General features: G+C 64.8%; 18 protein-coding genes. 11 read left to right on the plus strand and 7 right to left on the minus strand.

The annotated features are described in order from the left end of the window. Nucleotides 1–17 precede the first annotated feature (17 nt). Both BUA26_RS07075 and BUA26_RS07080 read left to right on the plus strand, forming a co-directional pair. Complete coding sequence (locus BUA26_RS07075) at nucleotides 18–962, plus strand: alpha/beta fold hydrolase (RefSeq protein ID WP_072759061.1); 945 nt, start codon at nucleotides 18–20, stop codon at nucleotides 960–962. Nucleotides 963–1133: 171 nt separating this feature from the next. After that, on the plus strand, nucleotides 1134–1721 hold the full coding sequence (locus BUA26_RS07080) for a sterol desaturase family protein (protein WP_072759064.1): 588 nt from the start codon (nucleotides 1134–1136) through the stop codon (nucleotides 1719–1721). Nucleotides 1722–1817: 96 nt separating this feature from the next. Here BUA26_RS07080 and BUA26_RS07085 read toward each other — a convergent pair whose 3' ends face one another. The 4 genes from BUA26_RS07085 to ttcA all read right to left on the minus strand — a co-directional run bounded on the left by BUA26_RS07085 (nucleotide 1818) and on the right by ttcA (nucleotide 5932). Further along, nucleotides 1818–2588 carry a M48 family metallopeptidase gene (locus BUA26_RS07085; protein WP_072759070.1) on the minus strand — a complete coding sequence of 257 codons (771 nt, stop codon included), beginning with the start codon at nucleotides 2586–2588 and terminating at the stop codon, nucleotides 1818–1820. A gap of 129 nt (nucleotides 2589–2717) precedes the next feature. Continuing rightward, entirely contained in the window at nucleotides 2718–3635 is a 918-nt protein-coding gene (locus tag BUA26_RS07090; RefSeq protein ID WP_072759072.1) for a recombination-associated protein RdgC, read from the minus strand. A gap of 188 nt (nucleotides 3636–3823) precedes the next feature. Then, nucleotides 3824–5026: an amino acid aminotransferase gene (locus BUA26_RS07095; protein ID WP_072759074.1), complete on the minus strand. Its 1203-nt coding sequence runs from the start codon at nucleotides 5024–5026 to the stop codon at nucleotides 3824–3826. 42 nt (nucleotides 5027–5068) lie between these two features. Next, nucleotides 5069–5932, minus strand: a complete 864-nt coding sequence (gene ttcA / locus BUA26_RS07100) for a tRNA 2-thiocytidine(32) synthetase TtcA (protein WP_072759076.1) — start codon at nucleotides 5930–5932, stop codon at nucleotides 5069–5071. Between the two features lie 113 nt (nucleotides 5933–6045). Between ttcA and BUA26_RS07105 the strand changes: the two genes are divergently transcribed. Further along, nucleotides 6046–6252, plus strand: a complete 207-nt coding sequence (locus tag BUA26_RS07105) for a YdcH family protein (RefSeq protein ID WP_072759078.1) — start codon at nucleotides 6046–6048, stop codon at nucleotides 6250–6252. 20 nt (nucleotides 6253–6272) lie between these two features. After that, the gene (locus BUA26_RS07110; RefSeq protein ID WP_072759081.1) at nucleotides 6273–6893 is read left to right on the plus strand and encodes a GNAT family N-acetyltransferase; all 621 of its coding nucleotides are present in this window, start codon (nucleotides 6273–6275) and stop codon (nucleotides 6891–6893) included. Here the strand turns inward: BUA26_RS07110 and pssA are convergent. From pssA to BUA26_RS07125, 3 genes are all read right to left on the minus strand, one after another. Then, entirely contained in the window at nucleotides 6877–8277 is a 1401-nt protein-coding gene (pssA, locus tag BUA26_RS07115) for a CDP-diacylglycerol--serine O-phosphatidyltransferase (protein ID WP_072759082.1), read from the minus strand. The two genes, BUA26_RS07110 and pssA, sit on opposite strands and share 17 nt — an antisense overlap. Before the next feature lie 87 nt (nucleotides 8278–8364). Further along, complete coding sequence (locus BUA26_RS07120) at nucleotides 8365–8772, minus strand: DUF4156 domain-containing protein (protein WP_072759084.1); 408 nt, start codon at nucleotides 8770–8772, stop codon at nucleotides 8365–8367. A gap of 123 nt (nucleotides 8773–8895) precedes the next feature. Next, nucleotides 8896–11757 carry a M16 family metallopeptidase gene (locus BUA26_RS07125; protein WP_072759086.1) on the minus strand — a complete coding sequence of 954 codons (2862 nt, stop codon included), beginning with the start codon at nucleotides 11755–11757 and terminating at the stop codon, nucleotides 8896–8898. A 270-nt stretch (nucleotides 11758–12027) separates the two neighbouring features. Here BUA26_RS07125 and BUA26_RS07130 point away from each other — a divergent pair, with 270 nt between their 5' ends. The 7 genes from BUA26_RS07130 (at nucleotide 12028) to BUA26_RS07160 (ending at nucleotide 16903) form a co-directional block, all read left to right on the plus strand. After that, the gene (locus BUA26_RS07130; protein WP_072760142.1) at nucleotides 12028–12228 is read left to right on the plus strand and encodes a hypothetical protein; all 201 of its coding nucleotides are present in this window, start codon (nucleotides 12028–12030) and stop codon (nucleotides 12226–12228) included. 40 nt (nucleotides 12229–12268) lie between these two features. Then, complete coding sequence (locus BUA26_RS07135) at nucleotides 12269–12730, plus strand: tRNA (cytidine(34)-2'-O)-methyltransferase (RefSeq protein WP_072759088.1); 462 nt, start codon at nucleotides 12269–12271, stop codon at nucleotides 12728–12730. A gap of 25 nt (nucleotides 12731–12755) precedes the next feature. Next, nucleotides 12756–13406, plus strand: a complete 651-nt coding sequence (locus tag BUA26_RS07140) for a ubiquinone biosynthesis accessory factor UbiJ (RefSeq protein WP_072760144.1) — start codon at nucleotides 12756–12758, stop codon at nucleotides 13404–13406. Continuing rightward, a complete protein-coding gene (gene ubiB / locus BUA26_RS07145) occupies nucleotides 13403–15049 on the plus strand; it encodes a ubiquinone biosynthesis regulatory protein kinase UbiB (protein WP_072759090.1) in 1647 nt (548 codons plus the stop codon). The genes BUA26_RS07140 and ubiB overlap by 4 nt, the downstream gene beginning before the upstream one ends. A 22-nt stretch (nucleotides 15050–15071) precedes the next feature. Continuing rightward, a complete protein-coding gene (locus BUA26_RS07150) occupies nucleotides 15072–15764 on the plus strand; it encodes a pseudouridine synthase (protein ID WP_072759092.1) in 693 nt (230 codons plus the stop codon). A gap of 123 nt (nucleotides 15765–15887) precedes the next feature. Beyond that, nucleotides 15888–16310: an alternative ribosome rescue aminoacyl-tRNA hydrolase ArfB gene (arfB, locus tag BUA26_RS07155; protein ID WP_072759094.1), complete on the plus strand. Its 423-nt coding sequence runs from the start codon at nucleotides 15888–15890 to the stop codon at nucleotides 16308–16310. Beyond that, entirely contained in the window at nucleotides 16307–16903 is a 597-nt protein-coding gene (locus tag BUA26_RS07160; protein WP_072759096.1) for a lysophospholipid acyltransferase family protein, read from the plus strand. The genes arfB and BUA26_RS07160 overlap by 4 nt, the downstream gene beginning before the upstream one ends. The last annotated feature ends 223 nt before the right edge of the window (nucleotides 16904–17126 follow it).

A 17126-nucleotide genomic window follows, 5' to 3' on the forward strand; every position in this document is an offset into this window, starting at 1 on the left:
CCCCACTCTGGAAACGCATGCTGTTCCGCCGGCTGAAATTCCTGGGGTGGCTGGTCGGCTTGCTGGTCGTCGTGCTGGGCGGCAGCTACCTGTTTGCGCCGCAGTGGCTGATGCAGGCGAACTTCACGCGCGAGGCGATGGCGGCGCATCTGGACAAGCATTCGGTGCAGGCCGGCGATACGCGCTGGAGCTACTACGAAGGTGGCGACGGCCCGACCATCGTGTTGCTGCACGGTTTTGCCGCCGACAAGAACGTCTGGCTGGAAATGGCCAAGCTGCTTACGCCGCACTTCCATCTGATCGTTCCCGACCTGCCCGGCTGGGGCGAATCCTCGCGCGTGGCGGACGCCAGCTACAACATCGACACCCAGGCGGCACGCCTCGACGAATTCGTGCAGACCTTGCGCCTGCAGCGCTTCGTGCTGGTCGGCCATTCCATGGGCGGCGCCATTGCGGGCGTGTATGCCAGCGAGCATCCCGAGCAAGTCGCCGAACTGGCGCTGATCGATGCGTTCGGCCTGAAATCCACACCGAGCGTATTGGATCGCGAGGTGCAGGCCGGCAAGAATCCGTTCGTGTACGACGACCGCGCCGGCTTCGAACGCGCCACTGCATGGGCCTTCAAAAAGCCGCCGGCCGTTCCCGGCCGCTTCATCGATGTGCTGGTCAAGCGCAACCAGCAGGACCATGCCTTCATCGAGCGCGGCCTCAGGGAGCTGCGCCAGCCGTCGCAATATCTTGCCGTGCAGAACCGGCTCGGCCAGCTGACCATGCCGGTGCTGGGCCTCTGGTGCCATGAGGACAGGATCGTCGACATCTCCGCACTGGACAGTCTGCGCAACGGCCTTACCGCCGCCAGCGCGATCAGCGCCAGCACCATCAACGGCTGCAATCACATGCCCATGCTGGAAAAGCCTGAACAGGCCGCACAGATCCTCAGCGGCTTCGCGCTGTCGCACTGAATCGCGATCGCGCTCGGCACCGCGGTCGGCCCGCCAGGTCGACCCGGTCATCTGCGAGTCAGCCACCCCAGGCACATCATTGTGAATTGCGCATGACAACATGGGAGAATGGCGTCATGACCCGCAGTAAGACCTGCTGCCTTGCATGAAAACGGAACGATGCAGCGATCGATGAAGCAAAACTTCTTGCGCTCAGGTGTGGATGCGATCGTGCGGATGTCGAGCACCCGCACCAACTACTGGGCTGAACTCGGCGTGGATACCACGCTGGGCGCGCTGCTGGTCGTCGAAGGCTGGCGACTGCATGCCGGCAGCCCGTTGATCGCGCTACTGGCCATCGGGCTGGGCCTGTTCGCCTTCAGCTTCATCGAGTATTTCTTTCACCGCTGGATGTTCCACACGCGGGTCCCGCTTTTCGAGCAAGGTCACCGCACGCATCATGAGCAGCCACTGGGCTACGACTCGCTGCCGTTCTTCCTGCCCGCGGTGGTACTGCTTACCCTGGCCGGCTTGTTCACGCTGATCATGCCCACCGGTTTCGCCCTGCTGATGGCCGGTGCGATCACTTTCGGCTACATCACTTACGGACTGAGCCACTTCACCATCCATCACGTCCGCTTCAAGCATCCGTGGCTGCGCCGCTGGGCTGGCGCCCACCACATCCACCATTACCATCCGGACAGCAATTTCGGCCTCACCACACCGCTGTGGGACGTGCTGCTGGGTACGCGCTACGTGCGGCAGGCCCGCAAGTTCTGAATGAGTTTTAGCAGGTTGTTCTTCAACAACCTGCCAGGGGCCGGAGCCTTGATCCGCTGCGAATGATCACCCGGTCAGCGAGCGGCAACGAAACGATCAATCGGCGACGTCGTCGATCAGCCGGTCGAGTTCCGATTTGAGGATCGCGCCGTGCTGGCGCAGCCAGTCGCGCTGCTCACGCCAGTCCGGAAACAGGTTTTCGACCTGCGTCCAGAACCGCGGCGAATGGTTGCGCACCTTGAGGTGACACAGCTCGTGCACCAGCACGTAGCGCAACGCCACCGGTGGCGCCAGCGCCAGCGCCAGATCGAGATTGATGCGATCGCGGGTGTCGAGGCTGCCCCACAGGCTTTTCATCGGACGGATCCGCAGCGACGTTGGCGCCAGCCCGAGCTGCGGTACGTAGCTAGCCAGCCAGCGCGAAACATCGCGGCGGATCAGCGCTTCCAGATGCGACGCGAGCAGGCCGCGGGCGATCGGCAACGCGCGCGTATGCGGACGCGGGATCACCAGGGTCAGCCCGGTCGCGTGCGGCTCGATCTTCGGATAAGCGCCTTCGGCCCAGTCCAGTTCCGCCAATTCGCCGCGCAGCGGGAAGTTGCACGGATAGCCCACGCGCAGCGGCGGCAGCGGCTTCACGATCAGGTTCAGCTCGTCGAGCTTCTGCTCCAGCCAATCGGCATGGCTACGCAGGAATGCGCTGACCTGGGCCGGGTGGGTGCCGTTCGGATAGGTGACCCGCGCGCCCTTGGTGGTGATGGTGAGGCGCAGCCGGCGCGCGCGCGGATGGGCCGACTTCAGCACCCGAATGATGCTGCCGCCAACCGTCGCCAGTTCCAGCCAGTCGCCTTCCAGATGCTGCGCCATGAGCCTGCCCGTTTGTACCCCGGCCTGTCTTGGTTGAGTATTTTGGTTGAGTAAGGGGACCGGTTTGCGTGCCTGCAACCGGACACCCAGTATGCCGCCCCGGCCGACTTCGCGGTATGGATTTTTTGTTCAGCTTTCCGTAGGCCGCGGCAGGCCAAACCATTCCTCCAGCTTGCCCAGCAACCGCTCCAGTTCCAGCGTCAGCAAGGCAAAACTGGCATCCAGCTCGGCCTGGGCGTCCTGCTGGCTATCGCCCAGCTCGTCCATCACCACGTCCAGGAACTTCAGCTTGCGGACGATCAGGTCCTCGCCCAGTACGAAGCTGATGCGGTCGTCGAAGGTCAGGCCCAGCATGAAGACCTGCTTGCCGTTGCGCAGATGCTCCTTGACCTCCTCGGCGTCCAGATCCTGCCGTCGGCAGCGGGCGATCGCGCCGGTGGCGGTGGCCGGATCGCGCAGTTCGCACTCGTCGCCGAGGGTCAGCCCGCCCGGCAGGTTGCCGTTGGCCAGCCAGTCGGTCATCAGCACGCGCGGGCCCTCCTCCGGCGCCAGCGGCACTGCCGGAAAGCTGCCCAGCGCCTCGCGGATCTGGGTCAGCGCGTTCTCGGCCGACTTGCGGCTGGAGGTGTCCAGCACCAGCCAGCCGTTTTTCTTGTCGACATAGGCGGACATCCGCGAGTTGCGCACGAAGGCTCGCGGCAGCAGCTCAGTCAGCAGATCCTCTTTGATGCGCTTGCGTTCGCGGCCGCCGACCTTGCGGCCTTCTTCCTCGGCGATCTTCTGCACCTTGCGGTGCAGTTCGTCATTGATCACCGCGGCCGGCAGCAGCTTGTCCTCGCCGCCGACAGTGAGCAGGGTGCATTGCTTCACGGTATGCGTGAGCGGCTCGCCCTCGCCACGCCCGACCGGCGGCACGAAGCCCTTGGTGAACATTTCCAGCGGCCCGCAAGGGCGCAGCCGATGCTCGGCCAGCACTTCGTCGAGGCGGTTCAGGTCTTGGGCAACGGCGGGAGAAAAGCGGAACAGCGTGAGATTGCGAAAAAACATTCAAAGTCCGGATAAGGGTGCGGCCCGAAGGCGGGGTTTTATGATCTTTCCGTTCATCCCGAGCGTAGGCCCAGCGGGTCGAAGTCGAAGCGCGCGATGCGGAGTCCTTCGACTTCGCTGCGCTACGCTCAGAGCCTGCCCCGGACTTGATCCGGGGACGAACGGGTGTGGAGTCGGGGCAAACGATGTCAGCGACTGACCGCAGTCACTGCCGCGGCCACGGTGTCGAGGTTGCTGCGATTGAGTGCCGCCACGCAGATGCGGCCGCTGTCGAGCGCATAGATCGCGTACTCGTCACGCAGCCGATGAACCTGCGCCTTGCTCAGCCCGGAATAGGAAAACATGCCGGCCTGCCGGTTGATGAAGCTGAAATCCGGCGCACCGAGCGCGGCCAGCTTGTCGACGAGACCGGCACGCATCGCGTGGATGCGTGAGCGCATCTCGCCCAGCTCGTGTTCCCAGCGCGCCCGCAGCTCGGCGCTGCCGAGCACGCCGGCGACCAGACTGGCGCCATGCGTGGACGGGCTGGAATAGTTCGCGCGGATGGTCTGCTTGATCTTCGACAGCAGCCGCGCCGCCTCATCGCGATCGGCACCGACCATGGACAGTGCGCCGACCCGCTCGCCGTACAGCGAGAACGACTTGGAGTACGAGTTGGCGACCACGAACGCCTCGATCCCCGACGCCTCCAGCAGGCGCACCGCGGTGGCGTCCTGTTCGATGCCCTGGTCAAACCCCTGGTAGGCCATATCGACAAACGGCAGCAGCCGGCGTTCCTGCAGCAGCGCAATCACCTGCTGCCATTGGGCGGCATCCAGATCGACGCCGGTCGGGTTGTGGCAGCACGCATGCAGCAACACCACCGTACCCGGCTCCAACCTGCCCAGGTCCTCCAGCATGCCGGTGAAATCCAGGCCATGGCTGGACGAATCGTAATAGCAGTAATCGAGCAGCTCGAAACCGGCCGTGCGGAACACCACATGATGGTTGCCCCAGCTCGGATTGCTGATCGCGATCTTCGCGCCCGCGCCGGCCACCTGCTTCAACAGATCGGCCGCCACCCGCAGCGCCGCGCTGCCGCCGATGGTCTGTGCGGTGGCTACCCGACCGGCCGCCAGCAGCGACGATTCGGCGCCGAACAGCAGTTGCTGGGTAAGCTGGTTGTACGTCGCCAGACCATCGATCGGCAGGTAGCCACGCGGCTTGCCCGCTACGACCAGCGCCTGCTCCACTTCGCGCACCGTCGGCAGCAGCGGGATACGGCCCTGATCGTCGATGTAGATGCCTACACCCAGATTGATCTTGCCCGGGCGCTGGTCGGCCAGATAGGTCTCGGTCAGGCCCAGGATCGGATCGCCGGGGGCCATTTCAACGGATGCAAAGAAGGACACAGTGATTACTCGGCAGGTGGTGTCTAAGGGTAGGCGAGGCGTTCAAGCTTGCATGGCAACGGTCTCATCCGTTGCGTCAGCTGTCCATGCAGACGGTCCAGCCGGCGGCACACCCAGGCTGAAATCGAACAACGTGCGATCGGCCAGCTGCGAGGGTGACACATGGCCGAGTGCGCGGAAAATGTTCTCGCCGCGCCCGGGCTGCAGTTGCTCCCACTCGGCCAGCATGCGCTGCACCGCCTTGCGCTGCAGGTTGTCCTGCGAACCGCAAAGGTTGCATGGAATGATCGGGAAACGCTGCTGCGCGGCGTACTCGGCAATGTCGCTTTCGCGGCAATATGCCAGCGGCCGGATCACCACATGGCGCCCATCGTCCGAGCGCAGTTTCGGCGGCATCGCCTTCAGCTGTGCCTGGTAGAACATGTTGAGAAAGAACGTGGCGAGAATATCGTCGCGGTGGTGGCCCAGCGCGATCTTGGTGATGCCGTTGGCCGCCGCCCAGCTGTACAGCGCGCCCCGCCGCAGCCGCGAGCACAGGCTGCACATGGTCTTGCCGGCGGGAATCACCCGCGTCACCGTGCTGTAGGTGTCCTGCTCGATGATATGGAACGGCACGCCGCGCGCGACCAGATAGTCCGGCAGTACATGTTCGGGGAAATCCGGCTGCTTCTGGTCCAGATTTACCGCGATCAGCCTGAAGCGCACCGGCGCCTTCGCCTGCAGCTGCAATAGCAGGTCCAGCAAGGTGTAGGAGTCCTTGCCGCCGGACAGGCACACCATCACGGTGTCGCCGTCCTCGATCATGCCGAAGTCGCCAATCGCCTGACCGACCTGGCGACGCAGACGCCGGGCCAATTTGTCGGCCTCCGCGGCTGGCGTGCGGACGAATTCGGGCTGGGCGGACATGGCGGCCAATCGGACGGTTAAAGAACCTCTATTGTAGCCGGCTCCTCGCCCCGCTCCGAGCGGCCAAACGGCGTTAAACTAGGGGAACCGCCCCCAAAACCGCCGCTATCGCCATGCAGGTTCAGGATCACGCTGAAATCGTCCATCTGCTCGCCGAGCTGAGGATGGAGCATCGCGACCTCGATGCAGCGATCGATCAGCTGGCCACCGCGATCGGCCGCGACGAACTGCAGCTGACCCGCTTGAAGAAACGCAAGCTGCTGCTGAAAGACAACATCGCCCGCCTCGAGAGCAAGCTGATCCCCGACCTCGACGCTTAGCCTTTCACACCGGACCACCGATGAGCCACCTCGTACCGACCCGCCTGCGCGATGAATACGTCGTGCTGGAACCGCTGAGCCTCGACCATGCGCCGGCGCTGGAAGCGGCCGCCGCCGACGGCGAATTGTGGAATCTGTGGTTCACCAGCGCACCGGCGCCGGGCCAGGCGCGCGGCTATGTGGAAAAAGCGCTGCAGGGTCTGGCCGATGGCTTGATGCTGCCGTTCGCCGTGCGCGAAACATCCAGCGGCGAGATCGTCGGCACCACCCGCTACTACGACTACGTGCCCGACTTGCCCCGTCTGGCGATCGGCTACACCTGGTACGCGAAGCGCTGGCAGAAAAGCCATCTCAACACCGCCTGCAAGCGACTGCTGCTGCAGCACGCGTTCGAAGTGCTGAGCTGCGTGGCGGTGGAGTTCCACACCGACCATCGCAACCTCGATTCGCAGCGCGCGATCGAACGTCTCGGCGCGCGACGTGAAGGCGTGCTGCGCGCACACAAGCGTCGCCCCGATGGCAGCCTGCGCGACACGGTCTGCTACAGCATTCTTGCCGACGAATGGCCGGACGTACAGCGCTGGCTGGGTCTGCGGCTGCAACGCCTGGGCAATGCGCAGGTGCTCACAGCAGCCGATTGACCAGACGGTCGAGCCGGGTGCGATTGAGCCGCTTCAGCTGCTTGCGCACCACCGCCGGATAATGCCGGGGACTTTCCAGCGCGTGATAGTCGGCCAGCCGCGTGGCGTGCCGTTTCAAGGCCACCCATTCGGCCTGGTGTTTCGCATGCAGCAGGCGACCGGGGTCTTGCAGCACCAGGCCATTTTCCAGATCCAGCGCCCATGCGCGCGGATTGAGATTGTTGCCGGTCAACACTGCCACGTCGTCGTCGATGAACAGGCCTTTCAGGTGATAGCTGTTGTCGCCATCACGCCACAGGTGGATGTTCAACTGACCGCTGTCGATCTGACGGCGATGATCACGTGCGAAACGGCGCAAGTTGTTTTCGTACAGATACGGCAGCAGACCGATCGTCTTGAACGGCTGCCCCGGCGGGATGTAGAAATCGTTGGCGGTCTTGTCGCCGATCATCAGGCTGATCTCGCAGCCACGACGCAACAGCTGGCCGAGCACGATACGCACGGGCCGCGGCAAGTTGAAATACGGCGTCAGCAGGATCACCCGCTCGCGCGTGCCCCGCAGCAATGCCAGCAAGGCATCGTTGAGCGAATTGTCGCTGCGGCCGAAGCCCAGCAGCGGCGTCACCGCCACGTCGCATGGCCCGAGTGTCTCGCCTGGCGGAATGTCGTAGCCGGCGCCTTGCAAGCCCTGGCGAAATTCGCGGATCGCCGGTTGCAACATCCGCGTCGTGGGTACCTCTGCCGCGTTCAACCGGGGTACCGCCCCGCTGCCGATGAAATGGCGCTGCACGAACGCAGCCATCGCATCGGCCAGGCCACGATGCCGCAGCAAGTGGTAGCGATCGAGCCGATAGCGTCCATGCCGCGCCAGATAGACATCGTTGAGGCTGGCACCGCTGTAGAGCACGGCATCGTCGATCACGAAACCCTTCAGGTGCAGCACACCGAACAGTTCGCGGTTCTGCACCGGCACGCCGTAGATGTCGACGCCGGGCCCCAGCCGCGCGGCGTACTCGCGGTACATGCCCGCATTGCCTTCGCTCTTCTGCTTGCCGATCAGGCCGCGCTGCGCGCGGTGCCAGTCGACGAACACCGAAACCTGCAGCGACGGCTGCCGTGCCTTCGCCGCGTAGAGCGCATCGAGCACCTCGCGGCCACCATCATCATCCTGCAGATACAACGTCACGATCACGATGCGGCGGGTCGCCTGCGCGATGAGTTGCAGCAGTTCGCGCCGGAACGCGGCCGGATCGGGCAGCACTTCGATGGCGCTGGCCGGCACCGCGAGGAACGACAGCGTATCCAGCGGGGATGCCTTCGGCTGGCGCCGGAACGGCAGCATGCGTCGTGCAAGGCGAGCGGGTGCGGAGATCAGGTTGTTCATGGGGCTGTCGTTGTGCAACAGCGCCCATCATCGCAAACCCGCACCGATGCGCCTACCGCCGTCGGCTGGATCGGCCGGCGCTGCCGCTCAGCCGCCGTGCACCGGGAAGGTCTGCGCATTGCCGGGCGCGCCATTCGGGTTGGCCGGAGGGTTCGGCGAGTGGGCGGCTGGAATCTGGCGTGTGCCGCATTGGTAGGCACCCCACGGCTGCGAACCGTCGGCCGGTTCGGCCAGCGGCTTGATGGTATCGGCATGCATCTGTGCCGCCTGATTGCGCGCCAGCACTTCCAGTTCGTCGCGCACGGTGATGGTGTTGCGATCGACCGGGCCGACATGGTCCATCACCGACACGGTGACCTTGCCCAATTCACGACAGCCGGACACATCGCCGCTCCACGCTGTCCGCACGTTTTTCGCGGCATCGTCCATGGTGATGCCCCAGTTGCAGGCGCTCAGCAACAGAACGGGGACGAGCAACAACAAAGTCTTGCGCATGACTAGCTCCGCAGCGGTGACAAGGTCTGAGACAGACGGGCCGGGCCGTTGCCGACCCGGCCCCATCCTAACGCGAGGACGCCAGCGCGTCCCCAATGAATCCGGAACGCGCTGCAGATCGACTTACTTCACCGTCTTGCCGTCGGCGTCCAGCACCTGCACGTCGCCAAGTTTCAGCGCGCGGATCGGCGCTTCGATCTTCTGCAGGTCGCCGACGATCACCCAGGTCAGCTGGTCCGGATGGATCAGCTGTTTCGCTGCCGCCTGCACCGAGGCGTCGCTCTGCGTTTCGATGCGCGACTTCAAGGTCTGCACGTAATCATCGGGGCGGTTGTATTGCGCGATGCCCTGCAGCGCGCCCATCACCGCCCCGGTGGTCTGGTAGCTGCCCGGCATGCTGCGGACGTCGCCCACCTTGATCTTGCTGATCTCCTGCGCGGTCAGCGGCTTGTCGCCGATCACCTCTCTTGCTTCTTTCAGCATCTCGGCCACCGACGGCGCGGTCTTGTCGGTCTGCACGGGCGCGTACAGCAGGTACGGACGCTGACCCTTGGCATTGCTGAGGAAGCTGAAGGCGCCGTAGGCCCAGTGCTTGTCCTCGCGCAGATTCATGTTGAGACGCGAGGTGAAGGTGCCGCCGAAGGCACCGTTCATGGTCTGGATCTCCAGATGGTTCGGCGCTTCCGTCGACGGCGCCAGGCTGCCGGCGAGGATCAGGCTCTGCTGCGCACCCGGGCGGTCGACCAGATACACGCGCACCTGCTTCGGCGCAGCGACCTCGCCGATGTTCTTCCTGGGCAGCTTGCTGGACGGTGCCTTCCAGTGGCCGAACGCCGCATTCAACTGCGGGACGATCTTGTCCAGCGTGGTGTCGCCTGCTACCAGGATCTTCATGTTGTCGGGACGGATGAAGTCGGTCATGAACGCGCTCATATCGCCGGCCGTCAGCGATTTGATCGACGCCTCCGTACCCGAGCCGGTGAACGGGATCGCGTACGCATGACCCTTGCCGTACAGCAGCGGCGGCAGCGTGCGCAGTGCGATGCCGGTCGGCTGGCTCTTTTCCTGGGCGATGCCGGCCAGCCACTGGCCACGCAGCCGACTGATGTCGGTTTCGCGGAAGGCCGGGTTGCGCACGATGTCGGTGAATAGCTCGAGCGACGGTTTCAGCTGGTCGTTCAACGCGTTCAACGAGGCGTTGCAATAGTCCAGCCCGCATCCGGAGGCGATGATGGCACCCAGGCGCTGCTTGCGCTTGGCGATCTCGACCGAATCCAGATCCTTGCTGCCCTCGTCGAGCATCGACATGGTGAAGCTGGAGGTACCCAGCTTGCGGCCCTGATCGGCCGCGTAACCGGCATCGAACAGCAACTGCAGTTGCACCGCCGGCACCGTATGCCGTTCGGCCAGGATCACCTCGACGCCGTTGTCGAGCTTGCCACGCTGCAGCGTGGGGAAGCTGAGATCGGGAAATGTGCTGACTTCGGGCACACCTTTGCTGCGGTCCACCTCACTAGCCACAGTCTTGTAGTCGCCCTTGGCCGACAGCACCGGCGCCGGCGCGCCGGTAGCCGTGGCACGACCCGTGGCGCTCGCCATGTCGGCGGCTTCGACCTTGCCCGGCGCCACGGTCAAGGTGTAATCGCCACGGGCGATCCACTTGTTCGCCGCCGCGCTGACGCTGGCCGGCGTGGCAGCCATGAACTCGCTGAAGTCCTTCAGGTACGCGCCCGGGTCGCCCTGATAAAGCTGACCCTCGGCCAGGATCGACGCCTGCGTGTTGACGTTCTCCAGCCCGCGCACGAACGAGGCGCGGGTTTCCGTCTTGACCCGCGCCAGCTCGTCCGCGCTGGGCCCGTCCTTGAGAAAACGCTGCCACTCGTCGGCGATCGCGGCCTCGACCTGCTTCGGGTCGACACCCTTCTTCACGTCGACCTGCAGTTGGAACAGGCTGGCCAGTACGTGCTGCTCGACGCCGACGGAAACGTCGTCGGCCAGCTTGTCCCGGTAGACCAGTCGCTGGTACAGGCGCGATGTCTTGCTGCCACCCAGCACCGCAGCGGCCAGCTCGAGCAGGTTCTCATCGAGGGTGCCGCGACCCGGAGCGTTCCACTCGCGATAGATCCGCGTCTGCGCCACGTTGTCGGTCATCGTGCCGCGGGTGGAAGCGTCGCGCGGCGCCACCCATGGCTGCGGCCGCGGCACCTGGGGGCCGGCGGCGATGTCGCCGAAGTACTTCAGCATCTTTGCCTTCGCCAGCGTCGGTGTGATGTCGCCGGACAGCACCACCACCGTATTGGCCGCGCCGTAATAGTCGCGGAACCATTGCTTGACGTCGCCCAGCGAGGCCGCGTTCAAATCGTCCATCGAGCCGATGGTGTCGTGGTGATACGGATGGTTGGCCGGGAAGGCCTCGGCCTGGATCAATTCACCGGTGCGGCCGTACGGCTGGTTCTCGTTCTGGCGCTTCTCGTTCTGCACCACGCCGCGCTGCTCGTCGAGTTGTGCCTGCCCGATCGCGCCGAGCAGATGGCCCATGCGGTCGGATTCCATCCACAGCGCCATGTCCAGTGCGGTGGTCGGCACGGTCTCGAAATAGTTGGTCCGGTCCAGCCAGGTGGTGCCGTTCTGGTCGGTGGCGCCGGCCAGTTCGAAAGGCTTGAAATATTCATCCTTGTGGTTCTCCGAGCCCTGGAACATCAGGTGCTCGAACAGGTGCGCAAAGCCAGTCTTGCCCTTCGGCTCATAGGACGAACCGACGTGATACCAGATGCTCACCGCCACCACGGGCGCCTTGTGATCCTCATGCACCACCACGGTCAGGCCGTTCGGCAACACGAAGCGGTCGTAGGCGAGCTTGGGGATCTGTGGCGCGGCCGTGGTCGCCACCGCCGCTGCCATCTCGGGAGAGGCCAGTGCCAGCGGCGTACCACCGATAAGGGTCAGCAGGCCGGCAATGAGCAAGGCGAGCGGCTTCTTTGTCACGGTGAACCTCCTGTTTCACGGATGAATCCACGCAGGCTAACGGCGCCATCGAGTCGCCGCAAGGATTTGCGACATGGGAGGGAAGGTCGCGGCGCGGAGATGTCCGGTTGTCCGCTGGCGCGCGGCCAGCTGTCCGCGGACAGCGTTTTCGCCGCCCTGGCGATCATAAATAGACATGTATATCAATTACTTAAAATAAATTCGAGGCTTGGCACAGGGCTTGCTCTATCTGGGCTACAGGGCTTTTTACCTTTCATCGGAGACATGATCATGAAATTCGAGACATTGATGTTGCGCGGCCTGTTCATCGCCTGCTTGGCCGTCTGCGGCATGATCTTCGGCGCCATGGTGACGGCGACCCCCACCGCTCAGTTCACTGCCAGCAATCGCCTCAGCGCGATCCTGATGGCTGCACCGAGCAGTTGCGCCTTGCCGCCCGATGGCGTGGTCTGCCCGCAGCCGCGCGGTTGAGCGCCACCGCAACATTGCGCGGACACGCGATAATGGCCGGATGCTGCATGTCATCCTGTTCCGTCCCGAGATCCCGCCGAACACCGGCAATGTGATTCGCCTGTGCGCGAACACCGGCGCCGCGCTGCATCTGATCCGGCCGCTCGGCTTCGAACTCGATGACGCACGGTTACGCCGCGCCGGCCTGGATTACCACGAGTACGCCCGCGTCGCCGTGCATGACGACCTGGCCAGTTGCCTCGGTGTGATCGGCACGCCACGCGTGTTCGCCTTCACCACCCGCGGTCGGGTCGCCCATGTCGATGCGCAATTTGCCGATGGTGACGCGTTGCTGTTCGGTTGCGAGACCGCCGGCCTGCCGGGCGATGTGCTGGAGACGATCCCCGCTTCACAGCGCCTGCGCCTGCCGATGCGCCCGGACAGCCGCAGCCTGAACCTGTCGAACACGGTCGCCGTGGCGGTTTACGAAGCCTGGCGCCAGCTCGGCTTTGCGGGCGCCTAGCAACGGCGCCGGCTACAATCGCCGGATGAATGCCGTCACTCCCAATGCCTGGTTGCCGCAACCGCTACGCAAGCTTGCCGGTCGCGCGCTGGAAACCGCGCTGAACCACACGCTCTCGCTGGATCCGGATACGCAGCAGCGACTGGCTGCACTGAATGGTCGCAGCGTGCAATTGCACCTGCGTGGCCCGGAAATCGCACTGGCGGTGACCGTCGAAGACTCGCGTCTGAAGGTCGGACCGCCGCAGGACGACAGCCAGCTGCGCGTCGCCGCCACGCCGGGCAGCCTGCTGGCGATGATGTTTCGCGGCGACGACGACGGGATCGCACCGGGCAAAGTGGAGATCGCCGGTGATGCCGAATTGGCGCGACGATTGGAAAAACTGGCCAGCAAGTTCGCCCCGGATTTCGAGGAGGCGTTCGCGCGCACCTTCGGCGACGTGTTCGGCGTGCCGCTGGCGAAGGCGGTGCGCAAAGGCCTCGGCCACGCGCGCGAAACTGCCGCGCATCTCACCGAAGACAGCGCCGACTGGCTGCGCGACGAAGCCCGCATTGCGCTGGCGCCGGGCGAGGTCGAAGGGTTTCTCGACGGGGTGGATGACCTGCGCGAACGCAGCGAGCGGCTGGAATCGCGTGTGCAGCGACTCGCCCGGCGCCTGCAGGGCGACGCCGCGTGACGCCGCTGAAAGTGGTGCCGCGACTGTTGCGGGTCGCTTCGGTATTGCTGGCGTATCGCCTCGACGAACTGATCGACGCCACGCACTTGTATCGTCCGCTGAAGCTGCTGCGGCCACTGGTGGCGCGGCCCCGAATCGATATTCGCGACCTGTCGCGCGGCGAGCGCCTGCGCCACGCGCTGACCGAACTAGGGCCGATCTTCGTCAAGGCCGGCCAGGTGCTGTCGACCCGGCGCGACCTGATACCGCCTGATATCGCCGACGAACTGGCCTTGCTGCAGGACCAGGTCGCGCCGTTCCCAGGCAGCGAGGCGCGCCTGATCGTCGAACGCGAACTGAAGTCGCCGATTGGACGTCTATACGCCCTGTTCGATGAAACCCCGTTGGCCTCGGCCTCGATTGCCCAGGTCCACGCGGCGACGCTGCATGACGGGCGCGAGGTGGTGGTGAAGGTGCTGCGCCCGGGCATCGACACGCAGATCGCGCGCGACGTGAAACTGCTGCGCTCGCTCGGCGAACTGGCCCAGCGCTGGCATCCCAACGCCGACAAGATCCGTCCGCTGGATGTCGTGGCCGAAGTCGAGAAGATGCTGGAGAACGAGCTGGACCTGCAGCGCGAAGGCGCCAGCGCCAGCCTGCTCAAGCGCAACTTCGACAGCGGCGTGGACTTGTACGTGCCAGCCGTGCACTGGGAACTGACGGCACAGCGCGTGCTGACGCTGGAGCGCGTGCACGGCATCAGCAGCGACGACATCGCTGCGATCGACGCAGCCGGCCTCGACCGCAAGGCGCTCGCCGCCAAGGGCGTGCGGGTGTTCTACGAGCAGGTGTTCCGTGACAACTTCTTCCACGCCGACGCGCACCCCGGCAATATCTGGGTCGACCCGACGCGCACCGGCGAACCGCGTTTCATTGCGCTGGATTTCGGCATCATGGGTTCGCTGCCGGAGGCCGACCAGTACTGGCTGGCGCAGAACTTCATCGCACTGTTCGAACGCGACTACGCACGCATCGCGCAGTTGCATGTCGCCGCCGGGTGGATGCCTGCCGACGTGCGGCTGGACGAGCTCGAGGCCGCGGTGCGCACCGTGTGCGAACCGTACTTCACCCGCCCGCTGTCGCAGATCTCGCTGGCCGAACTGGTGGTGAAGCTGTTCCAGACCGCACGCCGATTCGAGCTGACCCTGCAGCCGCAGCTGATCCTGCTGCAGAAGACCTTGCTCAACATCGAGGGCGTCGGGCGCATGCTCGATCCGGAGATCGACATCTGGGCAGTGGCACATCCCGTGCTCAAGCGCATCCTGCGCGAGCGTTACAGCCCGCTGCGCACCTTGCGTGACGTGCGCAAGCGCCTGCCCGAATGGCTGCACAACGCGCCGCAATTCCCCGAACTGGTACGCGATGCGTTGCGCCAGATCGCGCGCGGCGAACAGCGCAGCGTGAGCGATCCGCTCGCACTTCAAATGAGTCGGGACAACGCACAGCGCCAGCACCGGCTGCTTGCCTGCAGCCTGCTCGGTGCAGCGCTGCTGATCGCCGCCACATTGCTGTGGACGCTGACCCCGCAGCACGGCATCTGGCCGCCTTTGTGTGCGGCGATCGCCGGCGCGCTGGCCTTCGCGGTCGGCTGGCCGCGCCGCTGATCACCGTCTTTGAACAATACGCATGCTTGAAATTCTCCACCAGGACGACGCGCTGATCGCAGTGAACAAGCCGGCGGGCCTCGCCGTGCATCGCTCGAAGATGGTCGGCAATACCGAGGAATTCCTGATCGACCAGCTGCGCGAACAGATCGGCGACAGCGTGTATCTGGCGCACCGGCTCGATCGCGCCACCAGCGGCGTGCTGCTGGTGGCGCGCAGCAAAGAGGTCGCCGCCGCGCTGGGCGAGCAGTTCATGGGTCGCGCGGTGCGCAAGCAATACCTGGTGGTCGTACGCGGCTGGCCCGACCCGCTGGAAGACGTGATCGACTACCCACTGCCCGGCTCGCGCGAAACCGGCCCGCGCCGCGAAGCGCGCACGCATTACCAGCGGCTGGCCACGATCGAGGTACCGATCGAGCTCGGCCGTTATCCGCAGCAGCGCTACGCGCTGGTGCAGGCCGAGCCCGAGAGCGGCCGCTTCCGCCAAATCCGCAAGCACCTGGCGCACATCCACCACCCGGTCATCGGCGACTGTCAGCATGGCCGTGGTGATCACAACCGGCTGTACAAGCAGCACTTCGGCTGTCACCGCATGCTGCTGCATGCGTGGCGGTTGCGCTTTGCGCATCCGCTCAACGGCGCCGTGATGGAGGTTGAGGCTCCGCTGGACGTGGCCTACGCCGGGCTGCTTCAACGCTTCGGCTGGACCTTTTGAGGAGCGAGTGATGGAGCGAGGAGTGAGAAACGAGTGGAAAAGCAATCCGTGCCGCTTTTGACTTTCTCTCGTTTCTCACTCCTCGCTTCACCTACTCACTTCTCGCCCTCTACACTGGCCCACATGTTGATCGTCAGCCCCAGCATCACCCTGCCCGAGTCCGAACTGGTCGAGCGATTCCTGCGTGCCGACGGTCCGGGTGGGCAACATGTGAACCGCACCGAGAGCGCGGTGGAATTGCGTTTCGACGTGATCAACTCGCCATCGCTGCCGGAGGAAATCCGGGCACGCCTGCTGGCCCGACGCGACCGCCGGCTGACCAGCGAGGGCGTGCTGGTGATACAGGCACGCCGCTTCCGCGACCAGGCGCGCAATCGCGACGACGTGCGCGAACGGCTGGTCGAGATCATCCGTGGCGTGCTGGTGCCGCCGAAAAAGCGCGTCGCCACCAAACCGACCCGTGCCTCGAAGGAGCGCCGCCTGGTCGGCAAGCAGCAGCGCGGCAGGATCAAGCAGGCCCGTTCGCGCAAACCGGATCTCGAATGAAGGGATATCTTCCGACGCCGGCGCAGCTGCCGCCGCACATGCCGCAGCTGCGCGATGGCTGGCGTCGCCGGATCTGCCGTGCTGTGTTGCGATTGTGCGGCTGGAGCTTCGTCGGCACCTTTCCCGATGTGCCAAAGGCGGTACTGATCGCTGCACCGCATTCCTCATGGTGGGATGGCGTCTGGGGCCTGCTCTTGAAAGTGGGCGTCGGTGCCGATGTGCATTTCATGGGCAAGCAGGAATTGTTTCGCGGCCCACTCGGTAACCTGCTGCGTCGCCTGGGTGGCATGCCCATCGATCGCGGCGCCGCGAAAGGCGTGGTCGAACAGATGATCGACCGGTTCCGCCAGCGCGACACCTTATGGCTGGGCATCGCGCCGGAAGGCACGCGCAAGCCGGTCAAACGCTGGAAGAGCGGCTTCTGGCACATTGCCCATGATGCCGGTGTGCCGATCGTGGCGGCGTATTTCAACTATCCCGACAAGACCATCGGCATCGGCCCTTTATTCGATACCAGCGCCGACATGGAAGCGGACCTCGCCCGTCTGCGGGCGTTCTACGCGCCGTTCAGAGGCAAGCACCGCAACGTCTAGGCCGGCCACTTTTATGGCCCATCGCGCAGCTCTGATCAAAGAGCGGGCGTTGTTCGGTCTCACCCGCCATAAGCGCCGCACTTGCTCTTTCCGGTCACTTCCTGACCCATTGCGCCCCCCGTTCAGCCGATTTGCACCGAGTAGCCCGAAGTCCCAGCCGCACCGTTGTGCCGGCCTAGCATATTTGGCATAGTGCATGCTTGTTCTGAGAACGTCAAAATGT

The organism is Rhodanobacter sp. OK091 (genome assembly GCF_900142825.1).
GTDB lineage: Bacteria > Pseudomonadota > Gammaproteobacteria > Xanthomonadales > Rhodanobacteraceae > Rhodanobacter.